General features: G+C 71.0%; 16 protein-coding genes. 4 read left to right on the top strand and 12 right to left on the bottom strand.

Annotated features, from left to right (window positions below; translation table 11 throughout):
* Positions 1-154: 154 nt before the first annotated feature.
* The 5 genes from VF092_20690 to VF092_20710 form a co-directional block, all read right to left on the bottom strand.
* Positions 155-580, bottom strand: a complete 426-nt coding sequence (locus VF092_20690; protein ID HEX6749722.1) for a ferritin-like domain-containing protein — start codon at positions 578-580, stop codon at positions 155-157.
* 165 nt (positions 581-745) lie between these two features.
* Positions 746-1,762 (bottom strand): Gfo/Idh/MocA family oxidoreductase, encoded by a 1,017-nt coding sequence (locus VF092_20695; GenBank protein ID HEX6749723.1) that lies wholly within the window; start codon positions 1,760-1,762, stop codon positions 746-748.
* A 362-nt stretch (positions 1,763-2,124) separates the two neighbouring features.
* Positions 2,125-3,465, bottom strand: coding sequence for a SpoIID/LytB domain-containing protein (locus VF092_20700; protein ID HEX6749724.1), 1,341 nt, complete (start codon positions 3,463-3,465; stop codon positions 2,125-2,127).
* Positions 3,449-4,741 carry a glutamate-1-semialdehyde 2,1-aminomutase gene (gene hemL, locus VF092_20705; GenBank protein HEX6749725.1) on the bottom strand — a complete coding sequence of 431 codons (1,293 nt, stop codon included), beginning with the start codon at positions 4,739-4,741 and terminating at the stop codon, positions 3,449-3,451. Before hemL ends, VF092_20700 begins: the two co-directional genes overlap by 17 nt.
* Entirely contained in the window at positions 4,738-5,244 is a 507-nt protein-coding gene (locus VF092_20710; GenBank protein HEX6749726.1) for a YajQ family cyclic di-GMP-binding protein, read from the bottom strand. Before VF092_20710 ends, hemL begins: the two co-directional genes overlap by 4 nt.
* A gap of 300 nt (positions 5,245-5,544) precedes the next feature.
* On the opposite strand from VF092_20710, the gene VF092_20715 reads away from it, so the two are divergent.
* On the top strand, positions 5,545-6,036 hold the full coding sequence (locus tag VF092_20715) for a hypothetical protein (protein ID HEX6749727.1): 492 nt from the start codon (positions 5,545-5,547) through the stop codon (positions 6,034-6,036).
* Positions 6,037-6,292: 256 nt separating this feature from the next.
* Here VF092_20715 and VF092_20720 read toward each other — a convergent pair whose 3' ends face one another.
* The 4 genes from VF092_20720 to VF092_20735 all read right to left on the bottom strand — a co-directional run bounded on the left by VF092_20720 (position 6,293) and on the right by VF092_20735 (position 8,321).
* The gene (locus VF092_20720; protein HEX6749728.1) at positions 6,293-6,481 is read right to left on the bottom strand and encodes a hypothetical protein; all 189 of its coding nucleotides are present in this window, start codon (positions 6,479-6,481) and stop codon (positions 6,293-6,295) included.
* A gap of 186 nt (positions 6,482-6,667) precedes the next feature.
* Positions 6,668-7,045: a hypothetical protein gene (locus tag VF092_20725; GenBank protein HEX6749729.1), complete on the bottom strand. Its 378-nt coding sequence runs from the start codon at positions 7,043-7,045 to the stop codon at positions 6,668-6,670.
* A 98-nt stretch (positions 7,046-7,143) separates the two neighbouring features.
* Positions 7,144-7,647, bottom strand: a complete 504-nt coding sequence (locus tag VF092_20730) for a matrixin family metalloprotease (GenBank protein HEX6749730.1) — start codon at positions 7,645-7,647, stop codon at positions 7,144-7,146.
* Between the two features lie 65 nt (positions 7,648-7,712).
* The gene (locus VF092_20735; protein HEX6749731.1) at positions 7,713-8,321 is read right to left on the bottom strand and encodes a response regulator; all 609 of its coding nucleotides are present in this window, start codon (positions 8,319-8,321) and stop codon (positions 7,713-7,715) included.
* 451 nt (positions 8,322-8,772) lie between these two features.
* On the opposite strand from VF092_20735, the gene VF092_20740 reads away from it, so the two are divergent.
* A complete protein-coding gene (locus VF092_20740) occupies positions 8,773-10,995 on the top strand; it encodes a PBP1A family penicillin-binding protein (GenBank protein ID HEX6749732.1) in 2,223 nt (740 codons plus the stop codon).
* 165 nt (positions 10,996-11,160) lie between these two features.
* Here VF092_20740 and trxB read toward each other — a convergent pair whose 3' ends face one another.
* Both trxB and VF092_20750 read right to left on the bottom strand, forming a co-directional pair.
* Positions 11,161-12,210, bottom strand: a complete 1,050-nt coding sequence (gene trxB / locus VF092_20745) for a thioredoxin-disulfide reductase (GenBank protein HEX6749733.1) — start codon at positions 12,208-12,210, stop codon at positions 11,161-11,163.
* A 348-nt stretch (positions 12,211-12,558) separates the two neighbouring features.
* Positions 12,559-14,460: an ABC transporter transmembrane domain-containing protein gene (locus tag VF092_20750; protein HEX6749734.1), complete on the bottom strand. Its 1,902-nt coding sequence runs from the start codon at positions 14,458-14,460 to the stop codon at positions 12,559-12,561.
* A gap of 389 nt (positions 14,461-14,849) precedes the next feature.
* On the opposite strand from VF092_20750, the gene VF092_20755 reads away from it, so the two are divergent.
* The gene (locus VF092_20755; protein HEX6749735.1) at positions 14,850-15,194 is read left to right on the top strand and encodes a hypothetical protein; all 345 of its coding nucleotides are present in this window, start codon (positions 14,850-14,852) and stop codon (positions 15,192-15,194) included.
* Positions 15,195-15,457: 263 nt separating this feature from the next.
* Here VF092_20755 and VF092_20760 read toward each other — a convergent pair whose 3' ends face one another.
* The gene (locus VF092_20760; GenBank protein ID HEX6749736.1) at positions 15,458-16,549 is read right to left on the bottom strand and encodes an ATP-binding protein; all 1,092 of its coding nucleotides are present in this window, start codon (positions 16,547-16,549) and stop codon (positions 15,458-15,460) included.
* A 316-nt stretch (positions 16,550-16,865) separates the two neighbouring features.
* Between VF092_20760 and VF092_20765 the strand changes: the two genes are divergently transcribed.
* Positions 16,866-17,693, top strand: a complete 828-nt coding sequence (locus VF092_20765; protein HEX6749737.1) for a DUF3667 domain-containing protein — start codon at positions 16,866-16,868, stop codon at positions 17,691-17,693.
* Positions 17,694-17,764: the final 71 nt, after the last annotated feature.

The following is a 17,764-nucleotide window of genomic DNA, read 5'->3' on the forward strand; positions in this document are numbered from 1 at the left end:
TATCAAATTGTTGCGTTTCGGGCAACCCGTCTTCCCTGCCCGGACCCAGCATCGCGCCCTCTCCGGCTCGCTTAGGCTCGCCGGAGAGGGCGCGATGCCGCGGCGCCATCCTCTCCGGTTTTCTGAACCATCTCTGGATGAGATAGGAGGCGTCCTACCGCCAGTCCATCAGCATCCGGCGGATCTCGTCGCGGTGGGTGGATTCGTCGACGATCAGGTTCTCGAGCTGCACGCGGATGGAGATCTCGCCGCAGGCGTCGGCCTGCTCGATCCGCTTCGTGTAGCGCTCGATGGTGTCCACCTCGGCCTGCAGCGCGTTCTCGAGCATCTCGCGCGCGTCGCGGGGGATCGGCACCGGGGCCACGGTCACCGCCGGGGTGCCGCCCAGCGCCACCACCTTGTCGGCCAGGAACGCCGCGTGCCCCAGCTCGTCGGGGATCTCCTTCTCGAAGAACGCGCGCAGCTCCTGCCGCCACGGCCCGCTCACCAGCGCGGCGTACGTGCGGTACATCACCACCGCCTGGTACTCGGCCGAAAGATCCTCGTTCAGCCCATCGATCAGCTCGCTCACGTCGCCCATCTCCCCACCCCTCTCCTTCATCTGACGAAAGTCACTGCGAGGCTGCGGCCCGGAGGCCCCCCACCCCGCGCTTCGCGCGACCCTCCCCCCAGAACCGACTGGGGAGGGTGATTTCACGTCTGCATCGGCGCGACCTCCTGCTGTCCCCTGTCGCCTCTCCCCTGATCACACGCCGGAGAGATCGATCTCCCGGCCCTCGGCGGCGGACTGGAAGGCGGCCTCCATGATGCGCATCAGCTGCACGTGCTCGGTGGGCGCGTCCAGCTTCTGCTCGCCGCGCAGCACGGCCACGAAGTGCTGCAGCTCGTTGCGGTAGCTGGCGGTGAAGATGTTCTCGGTGCCCGGCGCCATCGACGGCGAGACGTTCACCAGCCCGCGGTCCATCTGCCGGAACACCTGCAGCGGCGAGAGCGAGCCGGAGCCGGCCGTGCCCAGCAGGTGCATGAACTGCCGGTCGCGCCGCGCGATCAGCGACCAGGTGACCTCCAGGTTCACCAGCCGGTCGCCTTCCAGACGCAACAGCAGGGCCGCCGCGTCCTCCACCTCCACGCCGTCCGGCGTGTGCGTGTGGGCCGACACGCGCAGCGGCTTCGGGTAGCCGAAGGTCCACAGCGCCAGGTCGAGCATCTGCAGCCCCAGGTCCATGAACGCGCCGCCGCCCGCCCCGCGCGACTGGCGCCACGAGCGCAGCCGCCCGCTGGGCTTGGTGCGGCTGAGCCATCCCGTCTTCAGGTAGTAGACGTCGCCCAGTTCGCCGCTGACCACGAACGAGCGCAGCGCCCGCGCATCGGGGCGGAAGCGCTGGTTCATCCCCACCAGCAGCCGCTCCTCCGCGCCACTCGTGGCCAGGATGCGCGACACGCCCTCGGCGGTGAGCGCCAGCGGCTTCTCGCACAGCACGTACTTCCCGGCCGCCAGCGCGTCGCGGACGTTCTCCTCGTGGCGATGGCTGGGGGTGCACACCACCACCGCCTGGATCGACGGGTCGTCCCAGATCGCCTGCGCCTCGACCGCGCGCGAGCCGTAGCGGTCAGCGATGGTGCGCGCGGTGTGGGCGTCGCGGTCGCTGACGGCGGCGATCTCCACCCCGCGCATGCGGCTGAGGATGGGCAGGTGCACCACCTGCGCGATGGCGCCGGCACCCAGCACGGCGATGCGGGTCGGAGGGCGGTGGACGGTCACGGTTCCTCGGTGGGAGAAGTGCGAGAGTGCGAGAGTGCGAGAGTGCGAGAGTGCGAGAGTGCGAAGGTGCGAAAGTGGCTGGTGACGGGCGATGCAGCGGTGCGAACCGCGGCCGCGTGTGGCCCTCTCCCTGGCGCTTCGCGCCGGTCCCTCCCCCAAACCGACTGGGGGAGGGACGGGGGCTCGCTTCGCTCGCGGCTACTCAGCGCATACCGCAGTCACGAGCCGAGACCAAGCGCTGCCCCTGAGAGCCGAAGCCCATCCCCGCGCTGAGGTCTCCCCCTCCCCCAGGCTGTTTTGGGGGAGGGGGCCGGGGGGAGAGGGCCTCCGCGCCGGGCGGGCAGGATCCAGCCTCCCCGCGCTCAGTACATCCGCGTCAGCCGCGCGCCGGGATAGTACGTCTCCAGGATGGTGCGATAGTCCTGGCCGGCGCGCGCGCGGCCCATGGCGCCGACCTGGCACATCCCGATGCCGTGGCCCCAACCCCCGCCCTCGGCCACGATCTGCGTCTGCCCGCCGGAGCGCTCCAGCCGCACGTCGAACTTGCTGCTGTTCAGGATCCCGCCACGTGTCGGCGTGAGGATCCACCGCACCCGGTCGCGGCCCACGGTGAACGAGCCGGCGTCGGTGTCGATGCGCATCGCCCGCACGCGGCCGCTCTGCGTGCGCGACAGCACGTCCATGTCCTCGATCGCGTGGATGCGTCGGCCGCGCAGCGAATCGGCCAGCGTGCGGTTCAGGATGGAGACCAGCTGGCTCTCCGACCAGCGCTCCGTCCAGCGGAAGCGGCTGCTGGAGCGGTCGTACGCCTCGCCCGTCCTCGGATCGACGTCCTCGACGGACACGAGATAGGGGACGGGCGAGACGTTCCACACCTCGTTGATGGCCGCCGTCCGCCCCGCGCAGGTGGAGTGGTAGTACGCGGTGATCGGCTCGCCGCCGTACGTCAGCACCTCGCCCGCGGTCTCGCGTACGGCGCGGGAAACGAGCGCGCGCTCGGCGCGGACGCCGCCGTACACCTGGTCCTGCGTGTTGGGATAGACGTCGAAGCCGAGCGAGCTGCGCCGCCCCATGTACTTCATCGCGTACGTCCGCGCGGCCACGGCCTGCGCCTTCACCGCCTCGAACGCGCTCTCGTCCACCTCGCCGATCTCCGCCGGCACCACGCCGAGGAGATAGCTCTCCACGTCCACCCGGTTGACGAAGGTCAGCCCGCGCCGCCCCGCCTCCTGCACCAGGATGGCGCCGCGGTACGGCTCGCCGCGCACTTCCACCACGCCGCCGTCCGCCGCGCGCACCACCACGGGGGAGCGCAGGCCGCGGCGCGTCCGCCCGTCGGGATCGCCGCCGGGGCCGAGCACCGTCATCGCGATCCCGTCGCCGTCCGTCCCGAACGCCAGGCTGCGGCCGGGCGCCAGCTCGTCGATGTTCTCGCCGCTCTCCGTCTCCACCGTCAGCCCGGAGGGAGACGAGACGGTGCCGGCGGGGACGTCGACCACCAGCCCGACGCGGACCGGCGGCGCCGCGGAGGCGGGTGCCGGCGCGGGCTCGTCCACCGGCGGCGGCGCCGGCGCGGGCGGAGGCGGCGGCGCGGGGCGCGGGCTCGGCGGCACGGGGACGGGGCCGTAGCGGATCTCCTGCGTGCGGCAGCCGGCCATCGCGGCCAGCGCCAGCACCGCGGCCGCCTCAGCCCAGCGCCGCACGCAGCGCCTCCCGCGCGCGGCCGACGGTCTCGTCCACGTCGGCGTCGGTGTGGGCGGTGGAGGTGAACCCCGCCTCGAACTGGCTGGGCGCCAGGAACACGCCCCGGTCCAGCATCCCGTGGAAGAAGCGGTTGAAGAGCGGCACGTCGCTCCGCTTCGCGTCGTCGAAGCTCCGCACCGGCCCAGCGGCGAAGAACAATCCCCACATCGAGCCGAGGTTCCCTCCGCTCGCGGCGACGCCCATCTCTCCCGCCGCCTCCAGCAGCCCCGCCACCAGCCGTGCCGTCCGCATCTCCAGCTCGGGATAGGGATCCTCGTCGCGGAGGATGCGGAGCTGCGCCAGGCCGGCGGCCATCGCCAGCGGGTTGCCGGAGAGGGTGCCCGCCTGGTAGACGGGGCCGACGGGCGCGACGTGATCCATGATCTCCGTCCGCCCGCCGTACGCGCCGACGGGCAGGCCGCCGCCGATCACCTTCCCCAGCGTGGTGAGATCGGAGCGGACGCCGAAGCGCTCCTGCGCGCCGCCGCGGGCCACGCGGAACCCCGTCATCACCTCGTCGAAGACCAGGAGCGCGCCGTCCTCCTCCGTGATCCGCCGCAGCGCGGGGAGAAAGCCGTCCACGGGGGGGATGAAGCCCGCGTTCCCCACCACCGGCTCCAGGATCACGGCCGCGATGCGCCCCGGGTGCGCGCGGAAGACCGCCTCCACCGCGTCGAGGTCGTTGAACGGCGCGGTGAGCGTGAGCTTCGACAGCTCCGCGGGAACGCCGGGCGAGTTGGGGAGGCCGAGCGTGGCCACGCCGGAGCCCGCCTTCACCAGGAAGGAGTCGCCGTGGCCGTGGTAGCAGCCGTCGAACTTGAGAATGAAGTCGCGCCCGGTATAGCCGCGCGCCAGGCGGACGGCGCTCATCGTGGCTTCCGTGCCGCTGCTGACGAAGCGCACGCGCTCCATCGACGGCACCAGCTCGCGCACCACCTCGGCGAGCTCCACCTCGGCCTCGGTCGGCGCGCCGTAGCTGGTCCCCCGCTGCGCCGCGTCGCACACGGCGCGGACCACGGCCGGATGCGCGTGGCCCAGGATCATCGGGCCCCAGCTCAGCACGTAATCGATGTACTCGTTTCCATCCGCGTCCCAGATGCGCGCTCCTTCCGCGCGCGAGACGAAGAACGGCTCGCCGCCCACCGAGCGAAACGCGCGCACCGGCGAGTTCACCCCGCCGGGCGTCACCTCGACCGCGCGGCGGAAGAGCGCGGAAGACTTCGGGCGATCCGTCATTGCGAGCGGAAGTTGCCGAAGCTCAGCTCCAGCCCGAAGTCCTGCTTCTTCAGGTGGGCGATCACCGCCTGCAGCTCGTCGATCGACGGCGAGGTGACGCGCACCTGCTCGTCCTGGATCTGCGCGTTCACCTTCTTGAACCCGCCGTCCTTGATCGAGCGGACGATCTCCTTCGCCTTCTCGGTGCTGATGCTCTGCACCAGGGTGACGGTCTGCCGCGCCTTACCGCCGAACGCCTGCTCCACCTCGCCGTAGTCCAGGTTGCGGATGGGCACGCCGCGCTTGATGAGCTTGCTCTGGATGACGTCGACCAGCGCCTTGAGCTTGTAGTCGTCGTCGGCCAGCAGCTTGAGCGTGCCCGCCTTCTTGTCGAAGTCGATCTCCGCCGTGGCGCCCTTGAAGTCGTAGCGCTGCAGCACTTCCTTGCGCGCCTGGTTCACGGCGTTGTCCACCTCCTGCAGGTCCACGCTGGAGGTGATGTCGAACGTCGAGTTCTTGGCCATGTCTCTTCGCCAGTTGTCGTAGGGAAATCGAGGGGGAATGTAGGCCCGGGGGACGGGCGGCGGCAACGGGCCTCCCCTACTCAGCCGGCGCGCGGCGCTGCGGACAGATACGAATCAATTGCGCCAATCATACTGCTGCTACCGGACGCGCCAGAATCTGCTGCAAGGATTGGGACCAGTTCTCCCCCAACACGTTTCCTTGTATGGCCTTGCCGACCGTGTTAGCATGGCGAAGTGGCGCCTTACAATTTACGACACTAAACACAGACGCTGGCGCCCTCACCCCCACTTGGAGGCCGTATGAAAGCCACCGCACTCCTCCTGCTCGCCGCCCTCGCCGTCCCCGCGAGCGCCTGTGACCGCGCGCCCACCGCGGCACGGGGCGGTACGCCCGACGTCACCCTCCGCAAGACGGGCACGGCCAACGCCAGCGTGGTGGCCGCGGTGAGGCTGTCGTCCGGCTACACCCTGGGCGTGGTGGCATCGAACAACGGCAGCAGCGTGACCACGGGCACGGCGGTGGCCTACTCCGCCACCGGCGACGTGGCGTTCTCGGTCGACATCAACTGCATCTTCAAGTCGGGCGGGCTCGCCAGGCTTTCGGGGACCGTGAACGAGAGCAGCGACGCCACGATCGAGGGGATGGACGCGTATTTCGAGGTGCAGGACGGCTCGCCCGACCTGGCCAACACCATCATCCTGGCCGCGGCGACGACGGGGCCCACCTGCACGCAGGGCGCTCCGGACTACGACCTGACAAACATCTCCTCCGGCACGGTGATCGTGAACTGATCCCCATATCCGGGGGAGGTGTTTGTGCATCTCACCGGATTGCGTGCTGACGCAGCGATAGATCCTTCGGCCTGCAAACGATCGCGCAGACGCTGATTACAGTCTGGCCGGCCTCAGGATGACGTCAGCCTGGGATCCGCATGGATGTGCCACCCGAATTCCCGGATCGGCACCCGGCATCTCGCCACGCCGGATATGGAAAGGGCGCGGAAGCCGATGCTCCCGCGCCCTCTCGATGATCTGTAAGTCAGCCGCCTCAGGCCGCCTTCGCCCCCGGCTTCCACCGCCCGAAGGGAAGGCTGGGGGCCGCCTGGAACTCCGGCGGGCCCCACACGAAATCCAGGTGCGGCTGCATCGGGGCGACCCGCCCGCCCTGCACCACGATCCCCACCACCTCACCCTCATCGGCGGGCAGGTCGCCGCCGCTGAATTCGTCGTTCGCCATCGTCACGCCCCGGCAAAGGGTCTCCGGCCGCGCGCGCACCGCATGTAAACGCGCACGCCGCGGCCGGGGGGCACGAGCCATGCCCGGTCGCGGCACCCATGGAAGTCTACGCCGACCAACGACTTCCGGATTGCGGCAAGCTACCGCCCCCCGTCATCCGTGTCAAAGATGGGGCAGAATTCGTGTCTAACCGACACAGGCGATGGGCTCGTCCGTGGCCGCGGCGGCCGCGGGCGGGCGAACGGCCACGACCTGCGGCGCGATCTCGCGGAAGGGGATCACCCGGGCCTCGCGCGGCTGCTCCTGGTCCATGGCGCGCTGGGCGCACCAGGCGCGGTAGCCGGGAAGCTTCAGCAGCTTGAACAGGTACCGGTTCATGGCGTCGCAGAGCAGCACCTCGGTCAGCTGGTACTGCCCTCCGCGCGAAAGCCGCAGCTCGCCCACCACCTCGTCGGCAATGGCAAGGAGGCGCGAGCGGGGAATGGCGTCCTTGAACTCTTCCACCTGCTCCTCCACCCACTCCAGGTAGGCCCGGCGCAGAGAGCGTGGAGATTCGTGGTTCATGGGCGTGCCTCCGCCGTGCGGCATGCGCGGGTTTGCCGGTGCAATGTTGGGCTGGGGTGAATGGATGGGAATTGCGTGCGGCTCGGCACAACGTAACCTCAGCTCCGCGCCGCATCAAGGGTTGCGTTGTCGTAGTCCTCTCTGCAGCGCGTGCAGAAAACTTTGGCTTTGCGGTCGGTGTCGGCAATGTGGAGCGACGGGTACATGACGCAGATCGGGTCGGCGCAATGCGCAAGCCCCGCCGCGTGGGCCAGCTCGTGCACCGCCGCCTTCGTGGCGCGATCGAGCAAAGTCTCGCTGCCGCAACGGCTTCCGCCGTCAAGTCCGCCCAATCCCACGGCGGCGCATCCCCCGCCCACCGCCGCCTCGCCGAACACGCGCCCCACCCCCGGCGCCGCCAGCTCCGCGTCCGTCACCGCCAGCCGCCACCGCGGCGCGTCGTCCGCAGCCGCGACGTCCAGCAGCGCGTCGACCAGCGCGTCCGAGCGCACCCGTCCCTCGCCGTCGCGCCACGCCGCGGGGATCGGGAGCGGCGCGGCAAGGCGGTGCGCGGTGCCGAGCAGCGCGTCGATCTCGCGCCCCAGCGCGGCGGCGAAGTCCATGCGAACGCCGCCGGCGGGAACGATCTCCAGCCGGCGGCGCGGAGGGGCGGTGCCGGGATCGGCGCTCAGGCGGCGGGCTCCACGGTCGGCTCTTCGGCGGGGCGCCGGAAAACGCCCTGCGTGGCGATGATGCTGCGCGCCACGTCGATCATGCTGCGGCTGCGCTGCTGGCTCTCGCGCTGGATCAGGCGGTAGGCCGCGCCTTCGTTGATCCCCCGCACCTCCATCAGGATCCCCTTGGCGCGCTCGATGGTCTTCCGCTCGTCCATCTTCCGCGCCAGCTCGCTCACGCGGCCCGAGAGCGCGCTCCACTCGCGGAAGCGCGCCTCGGCCAGACGGATGGCGGGGATGATCCGGTCCACCGCGGCCGGCTTGGTCAGGTAGTTGAACACGGGGAGCTCGGCGGCGCGGTCCACGAACTCCGCGTCGCTGTGCGCCGTGAGCACGATCACGGGGATGGGGCGGTGGCGGGTGATCTGGTCGATGGCGTCGAACCCCGACAGGCGCGGCATGTCGATGTCGAGGATGGCCAGATCCGGATGCTCGCAGGCGGCCAGCCGCACCGCCTCCGCGCCATCGGGCGCGGGGCCGACTACGTGGTGCCCGATGATCTCGAGCAGGTCCTTCAGCGCCTGGGCGCTGGCGGGCTCGTCGTCGGCAACCAGGATCCGCATCGCTTCCCTCCGTCCTGAACAGCTCCCGCGGCCGCCACCCGAGCGGCGCCGAGGGGGAAGGGCATAACGCGTACCGGAGCAGTTGCATCTCCACCGCGCTTTTTTCTAAATCTTTGCCCTCGTTCAGCTTCTGCATGGAGAGGGGAACGGAGGGGATTCGGGCGTGGCCCTCCGCAGGGAAACACCCGGCCTGCTCGACCGGCCTGTCCGCGCCCGCAGCGGCCCCCTCCCCCAACCCCTCCACGCTTCGCAGGGGCGGGGGAGAACCGCGCGCGAAACCGGGATCTCGCGCGTCCGATCTCGCATCCATCTCCCGCGGATGAAGATCAAGAGTTGATGAGCCGGAGCGGGAAAACCTCCGCAAGCGCCGGAACTTCAATTATATTCCCACGGTACGCACCGTGGCCCGGACCGGCGCGGGCGCTCTCGATCCCCATTCCCCCTGATTGAAGTGGCAGCAAAGCGACGCCCTGCTCGCGGCCGCAAGAGCCGCGGGCGCCCCGTTCCGCGCGGGCTGCAGAAGGCCGCGCTGATCGTCGCCGGCATCGGCGTGCTGGTGGGCGCGGCGGGGCTGGCCTGGATGTGGCCCCGCTGCTCCGGCGGCGACTGCCCGTCGGTGGCCGCGCTCCGCACCTACACCCCGCCGCAGGCCACGCAGGTGTTCGACGGGCGCGGCCGGCTGATCGCCAACCTGGCGCCCGAGCGGCGGACCGTGGTGCCGCTGCCGCGCATCCCCGCGCACGTGTCGGGCGCCTTCCTGGCGGTGGAGGACAAGCGCTTCTACCGCCACCACGGCGTGGACTGGCGCCGCGCGTTCGGCGCGCTGGCGCGAGACGCGCGCGCGCTGTCGTGGAAGGAGGGGTTCAGCACGCTGACCATGCAGCTGGCGCGCAACGTCTTCCCCGAGCAGCTCACGCGGGCCAAGACGCTGCGCCGCAAGCTCGCCGAGATCGTGCTGGCGAGGAAGATCGAGGCGGCGTTCAGCAAGGACGAGATCCTGGAGCTGTACCTCAACCAGATCTACCTGGGGAACGGGCTCTACGGCGTGGAGGCCGCGGCGCAGGGCTACTTCGGCAAGCCCGTCTCGCGGCTGACCAACGCCGAGGCGGCCGTCCTCGCCGCGCTGCCGAAGGCGCCCAGCTACTACGACCCGCGCCGCAACCCCGACGCTGCGAAGGCCCGGCGCGACCTGGTGCTGGACCAGATGGCCCACGCCGGGGTGATCGACGCCGCCGAGGCCGCCGAGGCCAAGGCGCAGCCGCTGAAGCTCGTGGCCCCGCGCGAGGCCAGCGGCGCGGCGCCGTACTTCGTGGCCGCGGTGCGGCGCGAGCTGCTGCAGCGCTTCGGGCCCGACGCGGAGTCGCGCGGCTTCAAGGTCTACACCACGCTCGACCCCGCGCTGCAGGCCACCGCCGAGCGCGAGCTGGTGCGCCAGCTGGCGGCGGTCGAGTCGGGGCGGATGGGGCGTTTCCGCCACGTCTCGTGCTCCGCCCGCCCGCCCGCGTATCCCGGCAACTGCCTGCAGGGCGTGTTCGTGGCGATGGACCCGGCGGACGGCGACGTCCTGGCGCTCGTCGGCGGCCGCGACTACGCGCTCAGCCAGTTCGACCGGGCGACGCAGGCCAGGCGGCAGGCCGGCTCGGCGTTCAAGCCGATCGTCTACGCCGCGGCCATCGCGCAGGGGATCCCCGTCACCACGCCGCTGCTGGGGCCCAACGCGGCGGGAACGCTGGGCGACTACCGCCCCGCCGACCACGTCTCCGACTCGCTCGACGTCGATCTCCGCGACGCGCTCCGCCTGTCGTCCAACCGGGCGACGGTGGTGCTGGGCAACATGATCGGCATCACGCGCGTGGCCGCAGAGGCGCGCGACCTGGGAATCCGCACGCCGATCCCGCCGTACCCGTCCACCTTCCTGGGCGCGGCCGAGGTGGTGCCGCTGGAGCTGGTCGCGGCCTACTCGGTGTTCGCCACCGGAGGCGCGCTCTCCACGCCGCGGCTGATCCGCCGGGTGGTGGATACGGACGGCACCGTCGTCTACCAGGCCTCGACGTCACGGAGATTCGCGCTCTCGCCCGCCGTCTCCTATCTCACCACGTCCATGATGCGCGACGTGGTGGACCGCGGCACGGGAACGGGCGTCCGCGCCGCGCTCCCCGCCACCATCCCCGCCGCGGGGAAGACGGGGACCACGGACGAGGGCGCCGACGTCTGGTTCATCGGGGTGACGCCGGACATCGTCGCGGGCGTGTGGATGGGCTTCGACCGGCCGCAGGCGATCCTGGCGGACGCATCCGGCGGCGGGCTGGCGGCGCCGGTGTGGGGGAGGGTGATGGCGGACTACTACCGCCGCCATCCCGCGCCCGTGGCCTGGGTGCCGCCGCCGGATCTGCAGGCGCGCGAGATCGACCGCCGCACAGGCCGCCTCGCATCGCCCAGCTGCCCGCGCGAGGACGTGGTGACGGAGTACTTCCTCTCCGGCACCGAGCCGACGGACACCTGCCCGCTGCACCTGGACGGCGTCGGCGGAGAGTCGTGGCTGGGCTCGGCCGTGCACGCCGTCGGCGACCTGCTGGGCGGCGGCAGCGGCGACGACGGCCAGCAGGAACCGGACGCATCGCCGCCGCGGACGAAGCCGATCGCCAAGCCGGTCCCCGTCCCCGGGCACCGCTGAACGCACGAAGGGCCGCGACAATCGCCGTCGCGGCCCTTCTTCCATCCATTCGAAAGAAACGAAACAACAGGTCTCACGCAGAGTTAGCAGAGTCAGCAGAAAAACTGCGGTTTAACTGCTTACCCTGCTGACTCTGCGTGAGATTCAATCTTTTCAGACTCCGTGTCACGACGCCCCGGCCTCGCCCAACCCGATGGAGCTCTCGGCCGTCTCCAGCACGGGCGGCTCGGCCTCGGCCACGCCGTGGTGCGCCATCCACCGCTCCGCCTCGAGCGCGGCCATGCACCCCGTTCCCGCGGCGGTGATGGCCTGGCGGTAGTAGTCGTCCATCACGTCGCCCGCGGCGAACACGCCGGGAACCGACGTCTCCGTGCGCCAGGCATGGCAGAGCCTGACGTAGCCGTGCGGGCTCAGCTCCACCTGCCCGTCGAGGAACGCGGTGTTGGGCGTGTGGCCGATGGCCACGAACATCCCGCCGCAGGGGAAGTCTTCCTCCTCGCCCGTGACCGTGCTGCGCAGCCGCACGCCGGTGATCACGTCGTCGCCCAGCACGTCGGTCACCTGCGTGTTCCAGCGCACGGTGATCTTGGGATTCGCCAGCACCCGGTCCTGCATCACCTGCGAGGCGCGGAACGAGTCGCGCCGGTGCACGAGCACCACCTCGCTGGCGTACTTGGTGAGGTAGGTGGCCTCCTCCATCGCCGAGTCGCCACCGCCGACGACCACCAGCCGCTGGTTGCGGAACGCGGGGAGGGCGCCGTCGCACACCGCGCAGGCGCTCACGCCGCCGCCGCTCTGCGCCAGCCGCTCCTCGTTGGGCAGCCCCAGCCAGTTGGCGCGCGCGCCGGTGGCCACGATCACCGCCTGCGCGCGCAGCTCGGGCGACCAGCTGGGGCGCAGCACGAACGGCCGCTGCGAGAAGTCGACCGAGGCCACGTTCTCCATCATCGTGCGCGCACCGAAGCGGACGGCCTGCTTCTTCATCCGGTCCATCAGCTCCTGCCCGTCCACGCCCTCGGGAAAGCCCGGGAAGTTCTCGATGTCGGTGGTGTACATCAGCTGCCCGCCGGGGATCATCTCGCGCGAGGGCTCGCCCTCGATCACCAGCGGGTCGAGGTTGGCGCGCGCGGCGTAGACGGCCGCGGTCCAGGCGGCGGGCCCGGAGCCGATGATGACCAGCGTTTCGACCTTGCTGTCGTTGCCTGCGGAGCTCATTGCCGCTTCGTCTCCAGGAGCGGTGGGGCGGGGCTTGGAAAGCGGGAAATATAACGGTCCGCGCCGGAGCCCTGCCACCGGCGCGGATCGATCCGCACAACTGGTTGGATGGGATGAGGTTACGTGCGCGGGCCCTCTCCCCCCGGCCCCCTCCCCCAAAACCGACTGGGGGAGGGGGAGACCTCAGCGCGGGGGGAAGACTCGGCGTGGGAGAGCTGGATTCTGCCCGCCAGGTGACCTCCTCCCACTGTTTCCCGTCGAGATCGGAGAGATCGGAAATCAATCGTGGCCGAGACAGCTGGGTGTCTCGGCCACGCTTGATTCCGGCGTGAGAATCTGCCGGATGGCTTACAGGCTCTCTTCCATCACCGCGACGACCGGCTCCTGCTCGGGGTCGGAGAGGAGATCGACCGGGCGGGCGTCGTCGTCACGGAACTGGCGGGCGTAGAGGCGCGCGTACAGGCCGTTGTGGGCCAGCAACTCGGCGTGCGTCCCCTCCTCCACGATGTTGCCGCCATCCAGCACCAGCAGCCGGTCCGCGCGCCGCACGGTGGACAGCCGGTGGGCGATGATCAGCGTGGTGCGGCCGCGCAGCAGGTGGTTCAGCGCGTCCTCGATCAACGCCTCGCTCTCGGTGTCGAGGCTGCTCGTGGCCTCGTCCAGGATCAGCACCGTGGGGTCCTTCAGGATGGCGCGGGCGATGGAGATGCGCTGCCGCTGGCCGCCCGAGAGCTTGATCCCACGCTCGCCCACGCGCGTGTCGTACCCCTCGGGAAGGAGCTGGATGAACTCGTGCGCGTGCGCCACCCTGGCCGCCGCCACCACCTCCGCGTCGCTCGCGTCGGGGCGCCCGTAGCCGATGTTCTCGCGGATGCTGCCGCTGAACAGCAGCGTCTCCTGCGGCACCAGGCCCACGGCGCTGCGCAGCTCGGCCAGCCGCAGCTCGCGCACGTCCACCCCGTCGACCACCACCGCGCCCTCCTGCACGTCCCAGAAGCGCGGGATGAGCGCCGCCAGCGTGGTCTTCCCCGCCCCGCTGGGGCCCACCAGCGCCACCGTCTCGCCCGGCGCCACGTTGAACGACACGCCGCGCAGCACCCATTCGGGAATGGCGGGCTCGTCGCTCGATCCGCCGTCGAGGGGCGCGGCGCCCAGCATCCGCAGCCACGCCATGGCCACCTCGCCCCCGCCCTGGTTCAGCATCGGCAGCTCGGTGGGCTTCTCGTAGCGGAACCAGACGTCGCGGAACTCCACCCCGCCGCGGAAGGGCGCCGGCAGCGGCCTGGGGTGGTCGGGGTCGCGGAGGTTGGGGCGCGCGCCCAGGATCTCGAACACGCGCGCGGCGGCGCCCGTGGCCTCGATGTACATCCCCCAGAGCTGGCCGATCCCGCCCACCGCGCCCGCCGCCGAGCCGGCGTAGAGGAGGAAGGCGACCAGCACCCCCGGCGTGAGCGTTCCCGCCAGCACCATCCGCCCGCCCAGCCAGAGGACGAGCACCGAGGCGCTGAACACCGCGAAGGAGTTCACGCTGTTGAACAGCCCGCGCGTGACCGCGCGCCGCATGGCCACCGTCACCGCGTTGTCCATCCTCAGGCCGTAGCGGCCGCGCTCGAAGTCCTCGCGCGCGAAGCTCTGCACCACGCGGATCTGGCTGAACGCCTCCTCGGCCACGGCCGTGGCCTCGGCCACCTGGTCCATCACCCCCAGCGAGCTCTTCTTCAGCCGCTCGCCCAGCCACAGCCCGCTTCCCACCACCATGGGAACCACCGCCAGGGTGATGAGGGTGAGGAAGGGCTGCATGGCGAAGAGGATCACGATGGTGCCCAGCAGCGTCAGCAGCGACTGCACCATGGAGGTGACGGCCATGCTGAGCACGCCCTGCAGCATCTGCACGTCGGCGCCCAGGCGGCTGGTGAGCTCGCCCGTGCGGCGGTCGGCGAAGAAGGCGGGGGGAAGGGTCAGCAGGTGCCCGAACAGGTCCTTGCGCAGAGAGGCGATCACCCGCTCGCCGGTGACGCTCAGGAGGTAGCTCTGCAGGTAGTTGGCAACCGCCTGCAGCACCAGCAGCCCCACCATGACCAGCGCGATGGTGTTCAGCGTGCCGGGGTTGGCGCGCAGCGTGGCGCCGTCGAAGATCCTGCCCACCACGTACGGGAAGGCCAGCCCCAGGGCGGTGCTCGCCAGCAGCATCACCGTGGCGACCGAGAGCGCGCGAACGTGCGGACGGAGGCGCGGAAGGAGCTTCCGCATCTCGCCGCCCTTGAGGTTGTCCCAGAAGGAAGGCTTGTGCGGCGCCGATGGTAACGCGGCCGGCGGAGAAAGGGCCATTGCGAAAAAGGCTCGGGAGTTGCGTGTGCGCACTGTGACGGCTGATTATTGCCGACACGAAAGATAACCCTGCGGGCCCCGGCCACCAACCCGAGAGAGCGGTGGAGAAGCGTGGCGAATCCACCGATTTTGCTGCTGGTGGCGCTTTACAAGCGCAATGCTGCTGATAAAGGCTCGTTCGGACGGGTGGGTGAGGTCGTTAACGACGGGGAGTGTTGACGGTTCGTCCATTTGCGTTCAACTTCGTCGGCGTCCGACGCTGGTTCACACCGCGTGTTGAAAGGGAATCCATGGCACCAGGAGAACGGTCTGTGCGGCAGGAGCGCGAAGAAGCGGATGCCGCCACGCTGCAGGAGTTCAAGCCGGTCCGCGAGGCGCTCTCGCGGAGCGTGGAAACCAACGGCCTGCGCTACACGGCCCGCGAGCTGGGGATGAGCCCCACCGGGCTGCGCGGGCTGATCGACGGGACCGCGCCGTACGGGAAGACCGTGCGCAAGGCGCGGGCGTGGTTCGCCGGCTTCCTGCAGCGCGAGGGCCAGCTGGACGAAGCCGAGAACCTGGCGCTGCAGGTGCTGACCAGCGCGCTCCCCACCGAGCGCCGCGAAGACGTGGCGAAGGAGATCCGCGACCTGGTCAACCGCGCGCGCCGCGGCTGATCTCCGTCGCTGGACCAGCAGGCTCCCCGCGGCCGACGGCGCACTTCGAGCGCCGGCCGCGGCGGTGTCTTGGAGATGTGCGAGCACGCGGACGGCGGGCCCGGAGCAGCTTCCGGCGCCCGCCGTCCGCGCGTGCGTTCGACTGACCGAGGAAAAAGAAAGCCTCACGCAGAGGGCGCAGAGGTCGCAGAGGACTTTCGCCCGATCCTCTGCGACCTCTGCGCCTCTGCATGACACCTATTCTCGTCCGCGAGGCTACGGGATCAGTCCGCCGTGTCGCGCAGGGGGATCTCGGCGCGGACGCGGGTGCCGGCGCCGGGGGTGCTGTCGACGTCGACGCGGCCGCCGATGTAGCCGGCGCGCTCCTTCATCCCGAACAACCCCAGTCCCCCGCCCTCGCTGGAGATCACGTTCTGCGGGTCGAATCCGCGGCCGTCGTCTTCCACCGTCACCACCAGCCGCTCGCCGTCGCGGGCGATGGTGACGCGGACGCGGGTGGCGCGCGCGTGGCGGACGACGTTGGAGAGCGCCTCCTGCACGATGCGGTAGGTGGCCAGCTCCGCCACGGGCGGCAGGTCCGCGGCGACGTCGCCGGCGCGCACCTCCACGGCCAGGCCGCTGATCTCCTCGAGCGAGCGGGCGTGGCCCTCGATGGCGGGAACCAGCCCCAGCTCGTCGAGCGCGGGCGGGCGCAGGCCCCGGGCGAAGCGGCGGATCCCCTCCAGCGCGCGCGACACGTCCTCGCGCATCCCGTCCAGCAGCGGCTCCATCTGCGCGGGGTCGCGGCTGTTGCGCACCACGCGGATGCGGATCAGGAGCGCGGCCAGCATCTGCGCCGTCTCGTCGTGCAGCTCGCGGGCGATGCGCTTGCGCTCCTCCTCGGCGGCGGAGAGCGCGCGTGCGGCCACCTCGCGCAGGCGGGCGCGGTAGGCGGCCGCGGTGTCGAGCATGGCGTTGAAGGTGCGTCGCAGCCGCTCCAGCTCGCGGTCGGCCACGGGTGAGACGGGCGCGCGCCGGTCCAGCTCGCCGCGCTGGACGCGGGCGGCGGTGCGCTCCAGGTCGTCGAGCGGGCGCAGCGCCACGCGCAGGATCACCGCGTTCACCGCCAGCGTGATGGCGATGCCGATCAGCGCCAGCAGCCCCACCACGCCGATCAGCGAGCGCCCGGGCTCGTCGCGCACGAAACGCGCGGTCACCAGCGTGCCGAACAGGGTGCCCACCAGCACCAGCACCGCGTTGGCGATGAGGATCTTGTAGAACAGCGGCACCCGCAGCAGCACGCGCACGAACCGCGGGATGCGCGACGGCGCTCCGTCGTCGGCGGGCTCGTCGGTGCGGTCGGAGTCGGCGGCCATGCTGCGGAGGTGCGGCGTGGATGCGGAGGGGACGGCGGAAGATAGGACCCGAGCTCGCACCGAGACAGGGCGCCGGCACCGGTCCGGGCGGTCGAAACCGCGGCAACGACGGCCCGAAGTCCGCCTTCGCGGACTCCCGCGGCGGCATCGGCGCGACGAGCATGCTTGCGTGCGGTGAGCGGGCGCGGCAGAGTTGGATCCGTTCCCCTTCCGTCATCTCTCCATGCCGCCGACCGCCGCACCCGCGCCTCCCGCCACGCCGCCGCGCGAACCACGCAGGCCGCCGGCGCGCGCGTGCCCGAACTGCAACACATGGGTGGACGACGAGTTCTGCGCGCACTGCGGCCAGCGCAACACCGAGCGGCTGGTCTCCGTGCGCCGCTTCGCGGCCGAGGCGCTGGAGGACCAGCTCTCGCTCAACGGCACGCTGCCGCGCTCGGCGGGGGCGCTCCTCCTCCGCCCGGGCCACCTGACGTGCGAGTACGTGTCGGGGCGGATCGCGCGCTACGTGGCGCCGCTGAAGCTCTATCTCGTCGCCAGCCTGCTGTTCTTCATCGCCATCTCGATCGTGGCCGACCCGGCCAGCCTGTCGCGGCGGGTGTCGCTGCGGTACCGCGACCGGGACGCGCGGACGGTGACGGAAGACCAGCGACGGGGGGCGGTGTTCGTGTCGCTCGACACGGTGGGCGCGCCGGGGTGGATGATGCCGATGGCGCGGAGCCTCGCGGAAAAAGGGAAGCGGCTGAACGCGATGCCGCCCGAGGAGGCCGAGCGGGCGCAGCTGCAGGCGCTGCAGAACGCCGCGCCGAAGGTGTTCTTCCTGCTCGTCCCCGTCTTCGCGGCGATCCTGAAGCTGCTGTACGTGCGGCGGAAGCGGCTGTACGCGGAGCACTTCGTGTTCGCGCTGCACTTCCACTCGCTCGTGTTCACCCTCGCGACCGCCGCGGTGCTCACGCGCAGCCTGATCGTCGCCGCGGTCGCGGGCGCGTGGGTGCTGGTGTACCTGCTGCTGGCGCTGCGCCGGGTGTACGCGCAGGGATGGGTGCGCACGTCCGCCAAGTACCTGCTGCTGGTCCTGCTCTACACCGCCGCGCTCGGGTTCGCGACGTTCGTCCTGGCGATCGCGACCGTCGCCACGACGTGAGGGGCGGCCCGTCGTCAGTGAGGACATCCCAACAGCAGTGGATCACACGGAGGAAACGGAGGGAACGGAGG

Origin of the sequence: Longimicrobium sp., assembly GCA_036377595.1 — a bacterium.
GTDB lineage: Bacteria > Gemmatimonadota > Gemmatimonadetes > Longimicrobiales > Longimicrobiaceae > Longimicrobium.